This window comes from Melioribacter sulfuriphilus (assembly GCF_052656625.1).
In genome coordinates this window covers 227,339-244,416 of sequence record NZ_JBQXXK010000006.1, presented here as the reverse complement: position 1 = coordinate 244,416, position 17,078 = coordinate 227,339, and the positions used below count along the sequence as shown (strand labels likewise).

15 protein-coding genes are annotated in these 17,078 nt (G+C 38.1%); 8 read left to right on the top strand and 7 right to left on the bottom strand.

Annotated features, from left to right (window positions below; translation table 11 throughout):
- Window positions 1-4 precede the first annotated feature (4 nt).
- Genes asd through thrC form a run of 3 tightly spaced genes read left to right on the top strand, consistent with a single transcriptional unit; the run spans window position 5 to window position 3,283 of the window.
- Window positions 5-1,054 (top strand): aspartate-semialdehyde dehydrogenase, encoded by a 1,050-nt coding sequence (gene asd, locus ACUN8G_RS09740; RefSeq protein WP_437346883.1) that lies wholly within the window; start codon window positions 5-7, stop codon window positions 1,052-1,054.
- Complete coding sequence (locus tag ACUN8G_RS09735; RefSeq protein WP_437346882.1) at window positions 1,044-1,976, top strand: homoserine kinase; 933 nt, start codon at window positions 1,044-1,046, stop codon at window positions 1,974-1,976. Before asd ends, ACUN8G_RS09735 begins: the two co-directional genes overlap by 11 nt.
- On the top strand, window positions 1,976-3,283 hold the full coding sequence (gene thrC, locus ACUN8G_RS09730) for a threonine synthase (RefSeq protein ID WP_437346881.1): 1,308 nt from the start codon (window positions 1,976-1,978) through the stop codon (window positions 3,281-3,283). The genes ACUN8G_RS09735 and thrC overlap by 1 nt, the downstream gene beginning before the upstream one ends.
- Here the strand turns inward: thrC and ACUN8G_RS09725 are convergent.
- Both ACUN8G_RS09725 and ACUN8G_RS09720 read right to left on the bottom strand, forming a co-directional pair.
- The gene (locus ACUN8G_RS09725; RefSeq protein WP_437346880.1) at window positions 3,280-4,494 is read right to left on the bottom strand and encodes a lipase family protein; all 1,215 of its coding nucleotides are present in this window, start codon (window positions 4,492-4,494) and stop codon (window positions 3,280-3,282) included. The genes thrC and ACUN8G_RS09725 overlap by 4 nt on opposite strands.
- Window positions 4,494-7,127: a DUF5916 domain-containing protein gene (locus ACUN8G_RS09720; RefSeq protein WP_437346879.1), complete on the bottom strand. Its 2,634-nt coding sequence runs from the start codon at window positions 7,125-7,127 to the stop codon at window positions 4,494-4,496. The genes ACUN8G_RS09725 and ACUN8G_RS09720 overlap by 1 nt, the downstream gene beginning before the upstream one ends.
- 384 nt (window positions 7,128-7,511) lie before the next feature.
- Here ACUN8G_RS09720 and rpmH point away from each other — a divergent pair, with 384 nt between their 5' ends.
- The 5 genes from rpmH to ACUN8G_RS09695 are packed head-to-tail and all read left to right on the top strand — an operon-like array spanning window position 7,512 to window position 12,924.
- Window positions 7,512-7,658, top strand: coding sequence for a 50S ribosomal protein L34 (gene rpmH, locus ACUN8G_RS09715; RefSeq protein ID WP_437346878.1), 147 nt, complete (start codon window positions 7,512-7,514; stop codon window positions 7,656-7,658).
- 51 nt (window positions 7,659-7,709) lie between these two features.
- Window positions 7,710-8,117, top strand: coding sequence for a ribonuclease P protein component (locus ACUN8G_RS09710; protein WP_437346877.1), 408 nt, complete (start codon window positions 7,710-7,712; stop codon window positions 8,115-8,117).
- On the top strand, window positions 8,114-8,323 hold the full coding sequence (gene yidD, locus ACUN8G_RS09705) for a membrane protein insertion efficiency factor YidD (RefSeq protein ID WP_437346876.1): 210 nt from the start codon (window positions 8,114-8,116) through the stop codon (window positions 8,321-8,323). Before ACUN8G_RS09710 ends, yidD begins: the two co-directional genes overlap by 4 nt.
- Window positions 8,324-8,340: 17 nt before the next feature.
- Window positions 8,341-10,221, top strand: a complete 1,881-nt coding sequence (gene yidC, locus ACUN8G_RS09700; RefSeq protein ID WP_437346875.1) for a membrane protein insertase YidC — start codon at window positions 8,341-8,343, stop codon at window positions 10,219-10,221.
- Window positions 10,222-10,239: 18 nt separating this feature from the next.
- Window positions 10,240-12,924: a patatin-like phospholipase family protein gene (locus ACUN8G_RS09695; protein ID WP_437346874.1), complete on the top strand. Its 2,685-nt coding sequence runs from the start codon at window positions 10,240-10,242 to the stop codon at window positions 12,922-12,924.
- Here ACUN8G_RS09695 and ACUN8G_RS09690 read toward each other — a convergent pair.
- From ACUN8G_RS09690 to ACUN8G_RS09670, 5 genes are all read right to left on the bottom strand, one after another.
- Window positions 12,918-13,475, bottom strand: coding sequence for a hypothetical protein (locus tag ACUN8G_RS09690; protein WP_437346873.1), 558 nt, complete (start codon window positions 13,473-13,475; stop codon window positions 12,918-12,920). The genes ACUN8G_RS09695 and ACUN8G_RS09690 overlap by 7 nt on opposite strands.
- A gap of 65 nt (window positions 13,476-13,540) precedes the next feature.
- On the bottom strand, window positions 13,541-13,921 hold the full coding sequence (locus ACUN8G_RS09685) for a VOC family protein (RefSeq protein WP_437346872.1): 381 nt from the start codon (window positions 13,919-13,921) through the stop codon (window positions 13,541-13,543).
- 12 nt (window positions 13,922-13,933) lie between these two features.
- On the bottom strand, window positions 13,934-15,379 hold the full coding sequence (gene rlmD, locus ACUN8G_RS09680; protein ID WP_437346871.1) for a 23S rRNA (uracil(1939)-C(5))-methyltransferase RlmD: 1,446 nt from the start codon (window positions 15,377-15,379) through the stop codon (window positions 13,934-13,936).
- 4 nt (window positions 15,380-15,383) lie between these two features.
- Window positions 15,384-16,091, bottom strand: coding sequence for a class I SAM-dependent methyltransferase (locus ACUN8G_RS09675; protein WP_437346870.1), 708 nt, complete (start codon window positions 16,089-16,091; stop codon window positions 15,384-15,386).
- A 75-nt stretch (window positions 16,092-16,166) separates the two neighbouring features.
- A complete protein-coding gene (locus ACUN8G_RS09670) occupies window positions 16,167-17,069 on the bottom strand; it encodes a BFO_1060 family glycosyltransferase (protein ID WP_437346925.1) in 903 nt (300 codons plus the stop codon).
- Window positions 17,070-17,078: the final 9 nt, after the last annotated feature.

The window sequence follows — 17,078 nt, the reverse complement described above, 5'->3', positions numbered from 1 at the left end:
AAATATGAAAGAAAGTAAAATACCTGTGGCAGTATTGGGAGCTACTGGCAGCGTTGGACAAAGATTTATCGAAATGCTGGCAAATCATCCGTGGTTTGAAGTTGTTGAACTTTGCGCTTCCGATAGATCCGCCGGAAAAAAATATAAAGACGCCGTCAACTGGATTATGGCTACACCTATTCCTCCTCAAATAGAAAATATGATTGTTAAGAAATGTGAAACTGGTTTAACGGCGCGTATACTTTTTTCGGGACTCGATTCTTCAGTTGCGGGTGATATTGAAAAAATGTACGCCGAAGACGGTTGCATAGTAATTTCCAACGCGCGTAATCACCGTTTCGACAAAGACGTTCCGTTGATTATTCCCGAAATTAATCCCGAGCATATCGAACTGATTAAATCTCAAAAACATAAAGGAGCAATTGTAACAAATCCAAATTGTTCAACGATTGGGATGGCGCTTGCACTCAAACCAATTATTGATAATTTTGGGATAGAAGCCGTCAATGTGGTTACATTGCAGGCTATCTCGGGCGCAGGATATCCAGGTTTACCGAGTCTGGACATCCTCGACAATGTAGTGCCTTTTATCGGAGGCGAAGAAGAAAAAATGGAAACCGAACCGCTCAAAATTTTCGGAAAATTGAAAGATGATTCGATTGAGTATGCCAATATTAAAATTAGTGCTCAATGCAACAGAGTTGCCGTACTTGACGGTCATACAGAAAATATTCAGATTAAACTGAAAACCAAAGCCGAGCCGCAAGATATTATTGAAGTATGGAATAACTTTCGATCAGTGCCTCAGGAATTAAATTTGCCGCTGACGCCGGCAAAACCAATTATCTATTTCGAACAGTCAAACTATCCGCAACCGAGAATACACCGCAATCTGGGCGGAGGAATGTCAATTTCAGTTGGACGATTACGAAAATGCCCACTTTTTGATTATAAGTTCGTTGTCCTTTCACACAATACAGTAAGAGGTGCTGCGGGAGGCACTATTTTGATTGCCGAATTAATGAAAGCAAAAGGGTACTTCGATGAGCTCTAAGTCGATTAAAGTATTTGCTCCGGCTTCGGTTTCTAATGTTGGTCCAGGATTCGACATGATGGGTTTTGCCCTTCACAATCCCGGCGACGAGGTTACTGTAAAATTAACAGACCGCAAAGAAATACGGATAGTAAAAATCTTTGGCGACAATGGCTACCTTCCTTATGAAGTGGATAAAAATACTACAACTGGTGCCATGCTATCTTTATTGAAAAAGTACAGAATAAATGTTGGGCTGGATGTAACGATACATAAAAAGATGGGAATCGGTAGCGGATTGGGCTCGAGCGCTGCGAGCGCAGTAGCCGGCGTTTTTGCTCTAAATGAACTTCTCGAACTTAGATTATCTCTTTATGAACTTCTGGAACATGCTCTCAAAGGAGAATTTATTGCCAGTCGCAGTATTCATGCGGACAATGTTGCTCCCTGCCTTTACGGAGGATTCGTATTGATTCGAAGTTATAATCCGATTGATATAATAAAAATTGACTATCCTGAAGATCTCCATTGTTCAATTGTTTATCCCAATATAGAAATAAAAACCTGCGAGGCTCGTAAACTAATAAGTAAAAATGTTAGCATAAAAAAAGCAATTGCACAGGCAGGTAATGCCTCGGCTTTAATTGCTGGTCTAATTACATCGGATTACGATTTAATTGCCAGGTCGATTATCGATTACTTTGCCGAGCCGAAACGAGCGGCATTAATACCATGCTACGACGAAGTGAGAAATGCAGCTCTGGAAAAGGGAGCTATTAATTGTAACATTACTGGTTCTGGTCCTTCGATGTTTGCTTTTTCGAGAAGCGAGTCGCATGCGCGCGTAATTGCAAACGCAATGTTGAAAGCTGTAAAATCTGCGGGCTTCGAAGGCAAAATTTACGTATCAAAAATTAATAAAAAAGGTCCGATGGTTTTATAATGAAATTCTATAGTACAAACGACAAAAAAAATATTGTCAATTTCGAAACGGCGGTTTTGCAAGGGCTGGCAAAAGACGGTGGCCTTTTTATGCCCGTCGAAATTCCCATACTCCAGAAAGAAATGATTGATTCGATTGAAAACTATCAATTTCAGGAAATTGCCTTCAGAATTGCGGAAAAATTTGTCGGCAATGAAATAGGCGAAAGCGACCTTTCGGATATTATACAACAGGCAATCAACTTTCCAGCTCCATTAGTTAATCTAAAAGACGATTTAATGGTACTTGAACTCTTTCACGGTCCTACGCTTGCATTTAAAGATTTCGGTGCCCGCTTTATGGCTAAAACGATGGGATATTTTGTGAAGAAAAAAGGGGAAAGTCTAAATATTCTGGTGGCTACATCAGGAGATACCGGTAGTGCTGTTGCGTACGGTTTCTATGAAACTCCCGGAATTAATGTTTATATTCTTTATCCAAAAGGAAAGGTAAGTTTAATTCAGGAAAAACAATTAACAACGTTAAACAAGAACATAACAGCCCTTGAAATCGAAGGCACATTCGACGATTGCCAGCGTCTTGTGAAGAGCGCATTTATTGATAAAGAACTTGCATCGAAATTGAATTTGACTTCGGCAAATTCGATTAACATTGCTCGATTGCTGCCTCAATCCTTTTATTATTTCGAGGCTTATAAACAAATTCCCAATAAAACAATTCACTCAGTCTTTTCTGTACCCTCTGGCAATCTTGGCAATCTCACCGCCGGTTTGATTGCAAAGAAAATGGGATTACCGATTACAAAATTTATTGGTGCAGTAAATAGCAATCACGTGTTTGCCGATTTTGTCAATACCGGAATTTTCCAGCCGCATCCTTCCGTTCAAACGCTTTCAAATGCTATGGACGTCGGAAATCCGAGTAATCTTGCGCGTATACGGGAATTATACGGCAACCGACTTTCGGAAATTCAACGAGATATTCACTCCAGATCCTTTGACGACGTCCAGACACGACGGGGCATTAAAGAAGTTTACGAAAAATATGGATATATCCTCGATCCACATGGTGCGGTGGGATATATGGCGCTAAAGGACTACGAGATTGTTAGAGCGACGGCTAAATTTAATAAAGTGGTTCTCGAAACTGCACACCCTGCAAAATTCAAAGATGTAATTGAAGAGGAACTTGGAGTTGAAATTGATGTTCCTCAACGGCTTGCAACTTGTCTCGATAAACAAAAGAAAAGCATCGAACTTAGTTCCAATTACAGCGACCTGAAAGAATATTTACTTTCCACAGTTTAGTTTTGTACATAGAAGTGCGATTGATTAAAGCTGTCGAACCAAAGAATTAAATCGATAAGAGCAGGGACGGCGCTTGTATAATGAGTTCCGTTGTGAATGATAATTAAATCCACATTTGCACCGTGTGCCGAAAAGTAATCGTAAGCCAGATACGAATTTTCGACAGGTACAAAGTCGTCTTTATCGCCGTGATAAAGTCGCATTGGAGTCGAGGGGCTCCAATTTATTAAACTGTTTTCTTTCAATTTTGGTAGGAGTCGTTTCTCAGTTTTGTTTTGTATCGAAGAGAGGAATTCTGGCGCAAGCAATTGTTTGAGCTCTTTCGGGAGTGATTCATTAATCATCTCTATGTTTTTCGAGCCGTCAAAGAGTTCGTGCATGGCTGAGGCGTAAGGTTCGTTAAAAAAGTAATTCAAGTCGTTCCATTTATAAATTTTTGAATAAGCATAAATAAGGTAAGCTAAGAAAGCGGGTTGTGGATAATAATCATTTTCAAGAATTTTTGTTGCCGTTAGTTCCAGATCGTAAGCGCCTGCCATTGGCGCTGATGCTGTGATGTTAAATTCATTTCTATGGTTAAGTTCAATTTCTCTTTGAACAGCCATCGTTACGTAACCACCCTCTGAATAGCCGGCTAAAAAGAGTTTCCCATTCAGTGTTAAATTCTGAATGTATGCAAATTCTCTGGCGGCGCGTAAAAAATCGATTACCGAATTTGCAGAAGTTTGATAATGATGATAAGGATGCACAATTTCTGAAATGCCGAGTCCAAGATAATCGGGTTCGCAAGCGTAATAGCCCAACGCCGCAGCAATTAATCCTTCGAGCGCAAATAACGGGTTCACCGAGCCAACTCTTTTGCGATTTGTTTGGGTTCCGTGCTGAATGCTTATCATCGATAAATTATTAGTTCCCACAGGAATAAACACTATTCCAGAAGCCATTTCAATTTTGTTATCGTACCCAACCGTGTTATAGATTATTTTATAAACTTCGACATCATGAATACTTTTGTTCGAAGTAATATTTGATATATTGTCGTCGTCGTACTCTGAAGCAAGAGTAAGTAGCAGATCGGAATTGTATGTGGCAATTTTTTCGTAGTCGATAATTTTGCCCCGCTCAGATTCCAGAGGTCCTATAAGATCACTACCTCTTTCACATCCAAGCAGTAAAATTATCAACAAAAAGTATTTAATATTCTTTTTCACTAAATATTTATCCAGTAAGAAAATTTAACTAAGAAGATATCGTCGCCGGTTGATTTCCACAAACTTTTTATATCTCTCGAAAAGTCGAAGTTACCAGCGTAATCGTAATTAGTTTGATTGTGTGACCATACAAAATAAAATATGGAACCTGGAACAAATTCCCAGCGGAGAACCGCATTGCCTCTGAGAGATTTATAATTGAAATCGGGATTTTCAAAAGAAATTTCTTCAGCGTCTCCTTCGCCGTCAGGGTCAATATAATAAATATTTTCGGCACTGTCGTACCTGAAATGCGTATAATTTATAAAATTGTCTGTTCCTGGTTGAGCAAGTTCTTTGAACTCGCTGTATTTACCGACGGCCAAAAAAGGTTGCAGGTAAAGCTGTAGGCTTAATGTTGGGGTGAATGTCCAGTTGAGACGGATATTTGCCGAAAGCACGTCTTGTTTAATTTTACCGAAGACGTATCTTTTGTTATAAGTTGCCGTTGCAGTTGGATCGTCAAAAGCATCGATCCATTGTCGTGTTTCGTATCCGAATTTGTATTCCGGTTCGAAGATCAAATTGATTTGTGAAGTCGGCTTCCAGTCGATTTCGAGTTGAAGTTCAATCGAATTACTACCAGCGTCGTTAGCCGAATATTCATAATCAAAATCGAAGGCGATTTTATTTCTATTGTCGGTGCCGAAGGAAATATCTACCGAGTAATTAGCCGGGTCGATTGCAAGAGGTCCACCGCGTGTAAGAGTTTTTGTATATTTTTCAAAAGAATAATGGCCGCTGATTCGAATATTATGGTAATTATGAAAAGTTCCTCCGCTTCTGAACCACAAGAAATTATTGAGAAGATTGCCGTCGTAATCGAATGAGCGAGAATGAGCTGCGTAGATAAATTTTTCTCTGAAAATTTTTGCAGGTTCGTACCAGCGATAGCCAATAACAACGTGTCCATTTAATCTGTCGGCTAACCATTGAAATCCAAGGTCGTTAAATTCGAATCCTGGAGAAGCCGCACCCAATGCCATGTTGAAATAAAAATTGCCGTGTTGTTTGTTGAGCATTAATCTCCCGAAATATCCTGCAAGCGAAGTCCGTGTTGAATCGAGGCGTGAGAAAGAAGCATCCGGCCTCTGGAAATACCGATGCGGTCTTTCTTGAAGGTTTATTAGAAATTCTTTTGTACCTTCGATGTAAGAACCTGCAAATGCTCCAGATAAAACGTACTGTTTATCGTCATCGAGAAAGCTCCAGCCATCGAGTCCAATAGTGTATGCCTGTCTTGAAAGCAATTCTTTAAGGTCGTTGTCGTGTAAATCGCGGTTTACCGATGTAAACATTAAACCGAGCGATTGTTTACCCTCGTTGAATTCTCGTTTTAATCTTAATACTCCATAGTGTGTAAGGGGTTCTACTTCATATTCCGAAATATTATTTTGGGAATAAATTTTAGCAAACGTTCTTTCTGTCAAAGCCGATATTGCACCGATGGTAGTTGACTGGTTGATTTTTCCTGAAATTTTTGCGGCGCCTAAAATCCGTGTTTCGCCCGGAAAATCTGCGTAATCGTATTCATCAGGTAGATTGCCAGTAGGTGTTTTCCCGATTCTCCTGGAATAAAAAAGTTCTGGCCAACCGAAATTGAAATTCCAGTTGCTGTTCGAGCCACCGATGCCGAAGTAGAACAAGTCGGCGCCTTCAACAAAGAAAGGTCTTTTTTCGCGAAAATAAGATTCGAATGCCGATAAATTAATAACTGCGGGATCTACTTCCACCTGTCCAAAATCCGGATTGATAGTTAAATTCATGTTAAGGTTAGAGCCGATGCCAAGTTTAATGTCGGCTCCAGCGTAAGTTTTAAATTGATTCGATTTATAAAAAGGATCGCCGGCGTCGTGAACTAAGAATTGAGTCTTTTGCAATAAATAAGGGAGCACTTCAATCTTTTGTGTCGCTTTAATTCCGTTAATGCCTTCCAGAGTGGCAAAATGGGAAACGAAGCCGCTTTCATTCTTTGGTACCATTACAAAGTATGAGCGTTCGTTTTTCCTTTTTATTTCGCGCGCAAAATTCACACCCCATTTCATCTTGTTTTCTTCTTTGAATCGTAATTGTGAAAATGGGATTTTTATTTCTACTGACCAGCCGAAATCTTCTATACTTGTTTTAGCTTCCCAAATGCCATCCCATGTATCGTCGTCCCAGCTGTCGTTAAATAGAATACCGTCAATAACCGAGCCGCCGGCATTGACTGCAAAAAAGAAGCCGCTTTTTTTATCGTTGTACGGGTCTACATAAAATCCAAACCAATCAGAAAGAATATAATTGTCTTTACGCGTTAAGCTTGCATCGATTAATTCCGGATGGCTGTCGTATAGTTTCGCTGCTATGTATAAATACTCGTCGTCGTAAGCAATCCAAACTTCAGTTCGTTCCGAAGCAGGCATTCCTTCGTTAGGGTCACGTTGTGTAAAATTGTCGATTGGCAGATATTGCCATATCTGTTCGATAATTTTACCGTCCAGGTGGATTTCGGTATTCTCGAGCTTAAATGCTTTAATCGTAGGAGCTCTACAGGCTGCTTCTGTGTTAGTCGTAAGTAACTGTATTAATAAAATTAGTAATAAAGAAAACATTACCACTCCCGGTTTTCAATTTGGTGTCTTTAGACTCCTTAAATTGGTTTTCGTTGCAAAAATAATCAAAAGTAATTTTTTTTAGCATTTAAATTAAATAAATAATGAATTGAATAGCGAACGAAGTGTCTCATTATCGAATTACGACTCACAACAGGACAGAATTATTGAAAAAAGACGCGTAAAAACGAACGAAACAGAATTGGCATTCAAATTGATTCTAAAGTAACAAGGCGGCGGTTTTTCCGGCGGACTGTTTATCGGCTGGGCAGTTTGCTGAGATTGCCGCCTTTTTTATGTCCATATACCTCCCCACCATTGGTTTGTTAATTACGTCTAAAATGTTTACTTTTGCACGTTTCGAACGATTAAATTAGGTGAATTATGAAAAGAACATTTCAACCGAGTAATAGAAAAAGAAGGAATAAACACGGTTTCCGTGAAAGAATGTCCACAAAAAATGGGCGTAAAGTTTTAGCCAGAAGAAGAGCAAAAGGAAGAAAGAGACTTACAGTAAGCGACGAGCGTTAATTTTTGCCCTGTAAGCGTCCCCTCAAATTCGGGACTTCAAAGAGGTTTATTTTGAAGCAATATGGTCTTTCTGCCAAAGAAAGAATCAAAAGGAAAAAAGATTTCGAATTAGTTTATAATAAAGGAAATTTATTAATCTCTCCTTCAAAAAAGTTGAAAGTGGTCTATTACGCTGAATTTCTGGCAGACGAACCAGGTGTTAAAACAGCTTATGCGGTAGCTCGAAAAAGCGGCAATGCTGTTTGGAGAAACAGAATTAAAAGACTGATGCGCGAATCGTATCGCCTCAATAAATTTATACTGACAGAATTATGCAAGGCAAATAAAATTAAATTGCTGCTTGTGTTTGCATCTCATTCAATGAATCAGACCATAAATAAAAAAGTCAAGTTGAGCGAAATTATGCCGGAAATCGTAGATTTGATGAAAAAAGTTAAAGACAGGCTCGAATTAAAATGAAGTACTTGTTTATCTACTTAATTAAATTTTATCAGAAGGCAATTTCCCCAATGTTCCCCCCGTCGTGCCGCTTTTATCCCACTTGTTCGGAATATTCGGTTCAGGCATTTACTAAATACGGTGTAATCAAAGGGGGTATTAAATCTATCTGGAGAATATTAAGATGTAATCCGTTCAATAAAGGTGGGTACGATCCTCTCGATTAATTTTAAAGGTAAATTTTATGGACAGACAATCAACAATTGCATTCATACTTATCGGAGTTATTTTAGTAGTATGGCTCTATCTCAATTCACCCACTCCCCCTCCGGCATTACCAGAGTCAAAGGATTCAACGTTGGTAGCTAACGATACTTCAAAGGCAGGTAAGGATACTCTTCCCGCTGAAAAATCGAAAGAAGTGAAAAAGGACTCGATTGCCGAAGAAAATGAAACTCTTCCCTTTGAAACAGTACAACTTCCCGAAAAAATAATTACAATCGATACAAAACTTGCAAGAATCGAATTGACCAGCAAAGGTGCCAAGATTCGAAAATATTATCTAAAAAATTACGAAACGTGGTACCACAAAAAATATGATGAGAGCGATTTTTATAACAGACATGTTCAATTGATTAATCCTGATAACGGCGGAGATTTCAATTTGATTTTTGTTACAAAAGACGGAAAACTTGTCAATACTTCCAATCTTGATTTTTTCTCCGAGTCCAGCAACTATTTTTATAAACTCGACGAGAACGATTCACTGGTGTTGAAATATAAATTTGAAGGAACCGATGGAAAAGAAATTATAAAAACCTTCAAATTTTTTGGCAATGATTATGCTGCCGATATCGATATCGAATTTGCTAATTTTCAGGACATCATAAGCAGTTTCAGATACGACGTTGCGTGGACTAATGGAATAAACTTCACCGAAAAAAATTCTGTTGACGAAGCGCATTACACAAATGCCTCTATTTATGCCGGGGGCGAACAGGTGGTTGTCGATGCTTCCAGTCCGGATGAAAAAGTATCTAAGGATATTAACGGTAAAGTCGATTGGGCTGCAGTAAAAAGTAAATATTTTTCAATTATAATTTCGCCTGATAGTCCAAACGACGACGGTGGCGCTTACGTCGAGGGGACGCATGTGGTTAAAGGTGAAGACGTCAGGGAATATTACAACGTAAGTCTAAAGGTACCGTTCAAAAATCAAAGTTACCAGAAAGATTCGTTTAAACTTTACATTGGACCTGTAGAATACAATACACTAAAAGTATACGGCAGAAACTTCGAAGCACTTGTCGATTTCGGAAGTTTTCTGGGATTGAAAATTATAATTCGTCCCATTTCTGAATATTTTCTTTTGCCTTTGATGAAATTCCTCCATGAGTTTATTCCAAATTACGGATTCGTAATCATATTACTTTCGATAATAGTAAAATTTGCTCTGCATCCACTTACAAAGCAGAGTATGAAGTCGATGAAAAAAATGCAGCTTTTACAGCCGAAGATAAATGAGTTGAAGGAAAAGTATAAAGACGACCCGCAAAGATTACAGAAAGAAACGATGAAACTTTATTCGACCTACGGCATCAATCCAATGGGCGGATGTTTCCCGATGCTGCTTCAGATGCCTATACTTATAGCTTTGTGGAGTTTGTTTAATGTAGCCATCGACATCAGGCAGCAGCCGTTTATGCTCTGGATCGACAATCTTTCAGCGCCAGATGTTATTTTCAAATTACCCTTCAGGGTGCCTCTTTTTAATATCGACGTAGTCAGTGGCTTAGCTTTGCTGCTCGGTATAACGATGTTTATTCAACAAAAGCAGAGTGTTAAAGACCCTTCACAAAAGGCTTTGGTTTATATAATGCCCATAATGTTTACTTTGATGTTTATGGGATTCCCCTCCGGGCTCAATCTTTATTACTTTATGTTCAATTTATTGTCGATTGGACAGCAATATTATATAAATCACAAAAAAGGCGATATTGAACTGGTGCCAGTGGCCAATCCTGGTAAAAAGCAAGGATTCATGGCACGTATGCTCGAAGCAGCCGAAAAGCAGGCAAAGGCACAAAAACAGATTCAATCGAAATCCAGAAAAAGAAAAAAATAATCGACTACGAGTCGAAATGTGAAACGTCTTTTAATTACATTATTCTTTTCCTGTTTATCTCTAATTATGGCGCAGCGGAAAGACACGCTGTGCCTTGAACTTGAAAACAGATCCCTGCCATTCGGACTGGAAGAACAAATTCTTGCGAATAGACCATACGTTGGATTAGCACTCAGTGGTGGCGGGGCAAGGGCATTAACTCAAATCGGAATTTTAAAATTCCTTGAAGAAATCGATCTTCCAATCGACATGATTATGGGCACAAGTATGGGCAGTATTATCGGCGGACTCTATTCCTCTGGATATTCAATTGACGATCTCGATTCAATCGCTTCGAACACCGACTGGAATGGACTTTTTACCTCTGAAAGTTCCAACAGGAACGAACTTTTTGTCGATCAAAAAATTACTCAAGATAGGGCAATTTTATCTTTAAGACTCGAAGGCTTAAAGCCAATAATTCCAAGGTCTCTAAATTCCGGTTTGAAAGGATCGGCATTTTTAAATTTGCTTGCGTTAAATGCGCCTGTAAAATCGGATGATTTCGATAAACTGATATACAGATACAGAGCGGTTTGTACCGATCTTGTTAACGGCAGGGAAGTAATTATCGACAAAGGTTCTCTGGGACTTGCTATGCAAGCCAGTTCCAGTGTTTCGTTTCTATTACCGCCGGTTCAATTTGATTCGCTTACACTTGTCGATGGCGGTATAGTTGCCAATATTCCTGTAAAAGAAACACGACGTCTCGGTGCAGATATCGTCATTGCAGGAAATGCCGTAAGCCCGCTTTATTCGGAAAGCGAACTTAATTATCCATGGATTCTTGCCGATCAGCTAATCAGCATACCAATGCACCTGCTCAACAAAGAACAACTCGAAAATGCCGATATTGTAATTCAACCTGAACTGATGGGTGTCAGAAATACCGATTTCAAAAATATTAATGAGTTGATTCAAAAAGGTTATCTTGCCGCTAAGGAAAAGAAGGAAGAGATAACGAATCTTTATCTCAAACATTTTAAGAAAAAAATTAAAAATCCCACAGTTTATTATAATTTAAAACTACACGCGAAAGACCATATAGACAAATACTTCGATTATCAAACGATAATTGATTCTATCGACAGCAGCAGGCTGACTTTGATTTTATATCGTATAAAAAAAGATTACGGACTAAAAAAAGCAGCTTTCGAATTTGAAATAATAAACGACACAACGTATCTCAGGTTAATTAAAGATGAATATCCTCAGGTCATGAAAGTGGAATTCACTGGAGATTCTGCAGTTTCGAGATATCAATTGATGCAGATTGTTAGGAATCAGATAGGAAAACCCGCCAGCCCGAGGCAACTATTTGAAGTTGCTCTAAAAATAATCAATTACTATCGCAATGCAGGTTTCCCGATAGCAGAAATAAAAAAGGTAGATTTCGACGAACAAAGCGGTATTTTGAAATTTTTGATAGAAGAAGGCGTGATTGACGAAATAAAATTAACAGGGAAATATAGAGCAAAAAGAGAAATTATACTGCGCGAGTTCCCAATTAAACAGGGTAAGCCTTTTATTCTAAGAGAAGCCGAATTGGGTTTGATGAATTTGAGAAGTACGGACTTGTTTGAACAGATCGAATTGACAGTCGATAGAAAAGGCGAAAAAAATATCCTTTCGTTGAAAATGATTGAGCGCCCGTCGAGTATAATTCGATTTGGAATGCGTGTAGACAATGAAAACTTCACCCAGTTTTCTGTGGATGTGCGCGACGAAAATTTTAATGGTACAGGTACCGAAATTGGAGCAATAGTTTCGGGTGGGATCAGGAATCGATCGTTTATCATTGAACATAAAGCAAATCGAGTTTTCGATACTTATATGACTTACAAAGTGAGAGCAATTTATGAATTTAATGATATTAATATTTACAAAGACGATTCAACCGCAGCTTTTAATGAATTTAAACGGATAAAATCGGGTGAATACAGACAAATTTTCCTGGGTGGAACGTTCGGGATTGGAGCGCAGGTAAAAAGGTTTGGAAATTTAATGGTAGAAGCTCGTTTTCAGGAAGACAGAATTAAAAATAAATCGAACGCTGAAGATCTGACGGGTAGCACGGTTATATCTGCTCTTAGATTTTCTATTGCAGTCGATACACAAAACGATTATCCTTTCCCAACACGGGGTGTTTATCTTAAAACTTATTATGAAACAGCTCAAGCCTCGCTGGGCGGCGACGTCAGTTATACAAAAATATTTTTCGATTACAAGAATGTTTTCAGCCCTCTGCCATCGCACACATTTACATTCAAAACAACCGTTGGAGTGGGCGACAATACATTGCCCTTAACGCAACAATTTTCTCTGGGTGGACAGAACATGTTTTTCGGTTTCCGAAATGATGAATACAAAGGCAGACAAATACTAAACATTTCTGCAGAGTACAGATATAAATTGCCTGTAAAAATATTTTTCGATACCTATTTGAAACTTCGATACGATATCGGCTCGGTTTGGGAAAAGCGGGAAGCAATTAGGTACAAAGACCTGAAGCATGGATTAGGATTTACACTGTCGTTCGACACTCCGATTGGGCCGGCAGATTTTTCCGCAGGCAGGAGTTTTTTCTTTAAAGACCGATTACCTAAAAACATTCTGGTCAAGGGTGAACCTTTCTTCTATTTTACGATTGGTTATTATTACTGAGTCTTTTTCGATTTCCTTTCCTGCTCGGCTGCTTTTTCGGCAAGTGCTGTATAGCGGGCTTCGTTCTGGAAATCCTTTAATCGTTTATAATGATTAGCAAGCGATTGATATACTTTACTTTTTAGTTCAACGTTCTTAACATTTGTTTTAACTAATTCAATTATCTTTGAATTTGTCGGCAAGTCGAGGTCAAAATTATAAAGGCCGAGAAGATTTATAAGGGGTTCGTGCGCAGCTGGATTAGCGGTCATCGCTTTTTTGTAATACTCAATAGCGCTTTCGAGATACTCGTATTCGTCGGCATTATTTTCCAGAATTTTTGCAGTCCAGATTGCCAGGTCGTATTTCTTGTGATTGAAATCTCGAATCAATTTTTCGGTGTACATTTTTATTTCGTCGAGATTCAGGGTCGGATTGCCTAATAATATTTTAAATACTTCCAGATCGTCTATTCCGCATCTTACGGCTTCGGTAAATGCGTCGAATAATTCATCGGACGAACTTGAATATCTAAAAGTGGACTCGAGTTTTTTTATCAATTCTTTTTTCATCTCTTTTCAGAAAATTATTTGACTCTGGCACTTTTATTCATCACACCAGAGAAAAAAGTTTCATTTTATTCGTGTTCAAAGAGTGCACAACATGCGCCAGCAGGATCCTCGATTAAGCAATATTTACCCATTCCTTTAATTATCTTTGGTCCGGAGATAACTTTGCCGCCGTTTACAATACAGGCATCAATGCTTGCGTCCAGATTCTCCACATTGATATAAATCATCCACTGAGAGGGTAAATTTGAATTCTTTTCTCTTTTATGGCAAATTCCAGCTGCGGGATAATCTTCCGAAGGAATCATCATATTGTAATCGTCGTAATTACCCATATTCACTGGCTGGGATTTCCAGCCCGTAACTTTTTCATAAAAATTTTTAATGCCTTCGGCATTCTCTACAGTTAAATCATGCCAGGCAATAGCTCCTATTGTTTTGTTTATCATAAAATAATCCTTTTATTTTGTGTATTCCAGCAAAGCTACATTTTCAATGTGATATGTGTGCGGGAACATATCCACGGGTCTAATCTTGAGTAATTTATATCCGCCGTTACAAAGGAGTTTTATATCACGTGCCTGAGTTGCGGGGTTGCAACTTATGTATACAATTCTGGGAGGATGAATGCTTAAAATATCGTTGACCGTTTTTGGGTTCATACCGCTGCGTGGCGGATCAGCAATTAAAACCTGGGGCAAGGGAATTTTATTTTCGTCTATAATTGGTAAGAAGGATTTGTTCAGGTCGGCTAAGAATGGTGTGAAGTTTGTAATGTTGTTCAACTCGATATTAATTCGAGCATCTTCAGTTGCAGAGGCAACGTTTTCAAATCCGTAAATAAAACCCGCCCTTTCCGCTATAAAAATTGGTATTGTGCCTGCACCAGAATAAAGGTCATAAACAATTTCGTCGCTTTTTAGATTTGCAAATTCAAGTGCAGTGTTATAGAGCTTTTCTGCCTGCAATGTATTTGTCTGGAAAAAAGAATTGGCGCTTATACGAAAAATTTTTTCACCGATTGCATCGTATATAAATCCGTTTCCGAAGAGAACGATTTCGTAGTCGCCCGTTGCCACCTGCGATTTCTTTTTACTGATGTTATTTATCAATGATGTAACAGCTGGAAAATTTGCTTTAATCGCTTTGCTGTATTCTCTCATTAATTCAGAATTCTCTTCCGAAGTTACCAGATTTACCATTAAATCGTTATTATGGAAAGATTGTTTAATTACGAGATTGCGCAGATAACCCGTATGTGTATCAGTTGAATAAATTGTAACATCTCTTTCTTTGAAATAATTACGCGTAAAATTCAGTATATCGTTGCTGATTTCAGATTGCAAAAAGCATTCATCAATATCGAGAACTTTGTCGTACATACCCGGAATGTGAAGTCCAAGAGCAAAATTTTTGTCATCAATCTCCTGCATTGAATTAATTTCATAATCCGAGAGCCAGCGTTTATTTGCAAACGAAAACTCCATCTTGTTCCGATAAAAAAAGATTTTGTCGGAAGGAATGATGGGAAGAGTTTCGAAGTCATTTAAACCTGCAATATGGCGGAATATTTCGTCAACCTGTTCGCTTTTGTATTTCAATTGAATATTATAGTCGAGGTCCTGTTGTTTGCAACCACCGCACACTCCAAAGTATTTACAGCGTGGTTCGGTGCGATGAGCCGATTTTTTCAGAATCGAAACTGCTTCGGCTTCCGCATACGACTTCTTAATTTTTTTTAAACGGGCTTTTACTACGTCGCCGGGATATCCGTTTTTAACAAAAATTACGTAACGTTTTGAACTATCAGGGGCAATCGGATTGATATCCGTTATAATTTTAGCAACTCCTTTGCCTTCAAAAGCATATGAGGTAATTTCAAGTTCTAAAATGTCGCCTTTTTTCAATTTTTTAATCCTTCTGCAATAATAAAAGATAAAAACCGATATGTTTGCTAGCGCCCAGATTGAGATAAGCGTACGCTTCGTGTTTTATCCGATTAATGGTTTTTTTATAATAACTTTTTTCAGAAGGGTCTAATTCTGTTGTGCTTTTCTCTAATTTTCGTTTGACTTCCCTGTAATAATCCTTTAGCGTATACGACAGGTTTTTTTCCTGAAGAATTTTGAATTTTCTTTCTACATAATATTTTTTTAACTCATCAATTTTCAAGGGATTCAAATAAGAGTTTGCGTAGATGTCCTTAATAAAAGCGGGATACTTATCTGAGAGATGAACCATTTCGCCGACGCATAAGTGTCCTCCGGGTTTCAGTATTCTTTTAAATTCTTTGATAATTTTGTTCCTGTCGGGAGTAGAAACGGATGCCTGAGCATAAATGAGGTCGAATTCGTGCTCGGCGTAATCGGTATTTTCGAAACTCATCATTTTGATATTTACTGAAGGATTATTTTCGCCGAGAAGTCTGGTTTCGAGTAACGATTGATAATCTTCTACAATCAAATCGACTGACGTATTAAAATGTGCTGCAATAAGGGAGGCGGCATAGAAAGCACCGCTTCCTGCAATCAGGATCTTTTCCGGTTTGGGAATCAGATATTTGAACAAAAATTCGACCTGATAATTTAAACCGGGTAAAAGTATTTCTTCCTTTTCCATGCTCCAAAAATAAGAAACAATGGGATGTGTTTCTGAAAAAAGATAAATAAAATTAACTATGAATAGATGTGTTCTTTATTTGAATAAACTCTTGAACAAAACGTCGGTATGGTATTTTTCTTCAATTTTATTCACTTCATAAAATTCATCAAGATAAGTTTTATATCTTTTATAAAGATGGTTAAGTTTTTCCATTTTGTAGTTTTCGAATACCCAAAGGTGTTTTTTTAGTTTATAGATTTTCGAATAAATCTTCCGGTTGTAGAATGGAGCGGCAATACGAATTAGCAGGTAAACTATAAAATGCCAAAGATGCAATTTGTAAGTCGGTTTAAAATATCCCTCGGAAATTTTATCGAGTGTTTTCTTAAAATAGTAAGAAACACGTATATGATTTAGACCGTCACCATAGCCAATGATATTTTTTATTAACTCTTTGCGTATTTCTACTTTTTCCGGTAAGAAGAATGAGGAGAGTTTACCTGTGGAGTAATACTCATAAATCATATTACAAAATTCATTATAACTATTAGCCAATGCGGAGCCTTTGTAGAGTGGGTCACGGTTGAAGTTTGGTTCGGGATTGATAAATATGGTTTGTTTGCCCATAAGCCAGCTTTCGAGTGCCGTCGTCGATTCGAAACACGTCCATAAATCAGAGACAGAAATTAGATCGTGTATCGATTCTTCATTACATAAATAAAGAACATTTGGGTAATGTGCCAGTTCGCTCATCTCGTTGACCACAGGTTCGGGACGCTCCGGTGCGTTTTCTTGTGGATGTTGTTTTAATATAAAAAGTATATCCGGATTATTTTCGATAGCATTTTTAAGGATATCACGAACTGCACGACGTTGATTTTCTACCCATTCTAGTTTCGATTCGTCTCCTTTGAAAAATGCAATGAGTTCCTCTCGCCCTCTTTTATGGTCTTTTTTATTTAGTAGTCTTGATAAATTTGTATGAAATTTAGTTATAAAAATAAA

What these genes read in the sequence shown, in the direction of transcription:
- asd (WP_437346883.1), top strand. Translation starts at nt 5, where the DNA reads ATGAAAGAAAGTAAAATACCTGTGGCAGTATTGGGAGCTACTGGCAGC.
- ACUN8G_RS09735 (WP_437346882.1), top strand. Translation starts at nt 1,044, where the DNA reads ATGAGCTCTAAGTCGATTAAAGTATTTGCTCCGGCTTCGGTTTCTAAT.
- thrC (WP_437346881.1), top strand. Translation starts at nt 1,976, where the DNA reads ATGAAATTCTATAGTACAAACGACAAAAAAAATATTGTCAATTTCGAA.
- ACUN8G_RS09720 (WP_437346879.1), bottom strand. Translation starts at nt 7,127, where the DNA reads ATGTTTTCTTTATTACTAATTTTATTAATACAGTTACTTACGACTAAC.
- rpmH (WP_437346878.1), top strand. Translation starts at nt 7,512, where the DNA reads ATGAAAAGAACATTTCAACCGAGTAATAGAAAAAGAAGGAATAAACAC.
- yidD (WP_437346876.1), top strand. Translation starts at nt 8,114, where the DNA reads ATGAAGTACTTGTTTATCTACTTAATTAAATTTTATCAGAAGGCAATT.
- yidC (WP_437346875.1), top strand. Translation starts at nt 8,341, where the DNA reads ATGGACAGACAATCAACAATTGCATTCATACTTATCGGAGTTATTTTA.
- ACUN8G_RS09690 (WP_437346873.1), bottom strand. Translation starts at nt 13,475, where the DNA reads ATGAAAAAAGAATTGATAAAAAAACTCGAGTCCACTTTTAGATATTCA.
- ACUN8G_RS09685 (WP_437346872.1), bottom strand. Translation starts at nt 13,921, where the DNA reads ATGATAAACAAAACAATAGGAGCTATTGCCTGGCATGATTTAACTGTA.
- ACUN8G_RS09675 (WP_437346870.1), bottom strand. Translation starts at nt 16,091, where the DNA reads ATGGAAAAGGAAGAAATACTTTTACCCGGTTTAAATTATCAGGTCGAA.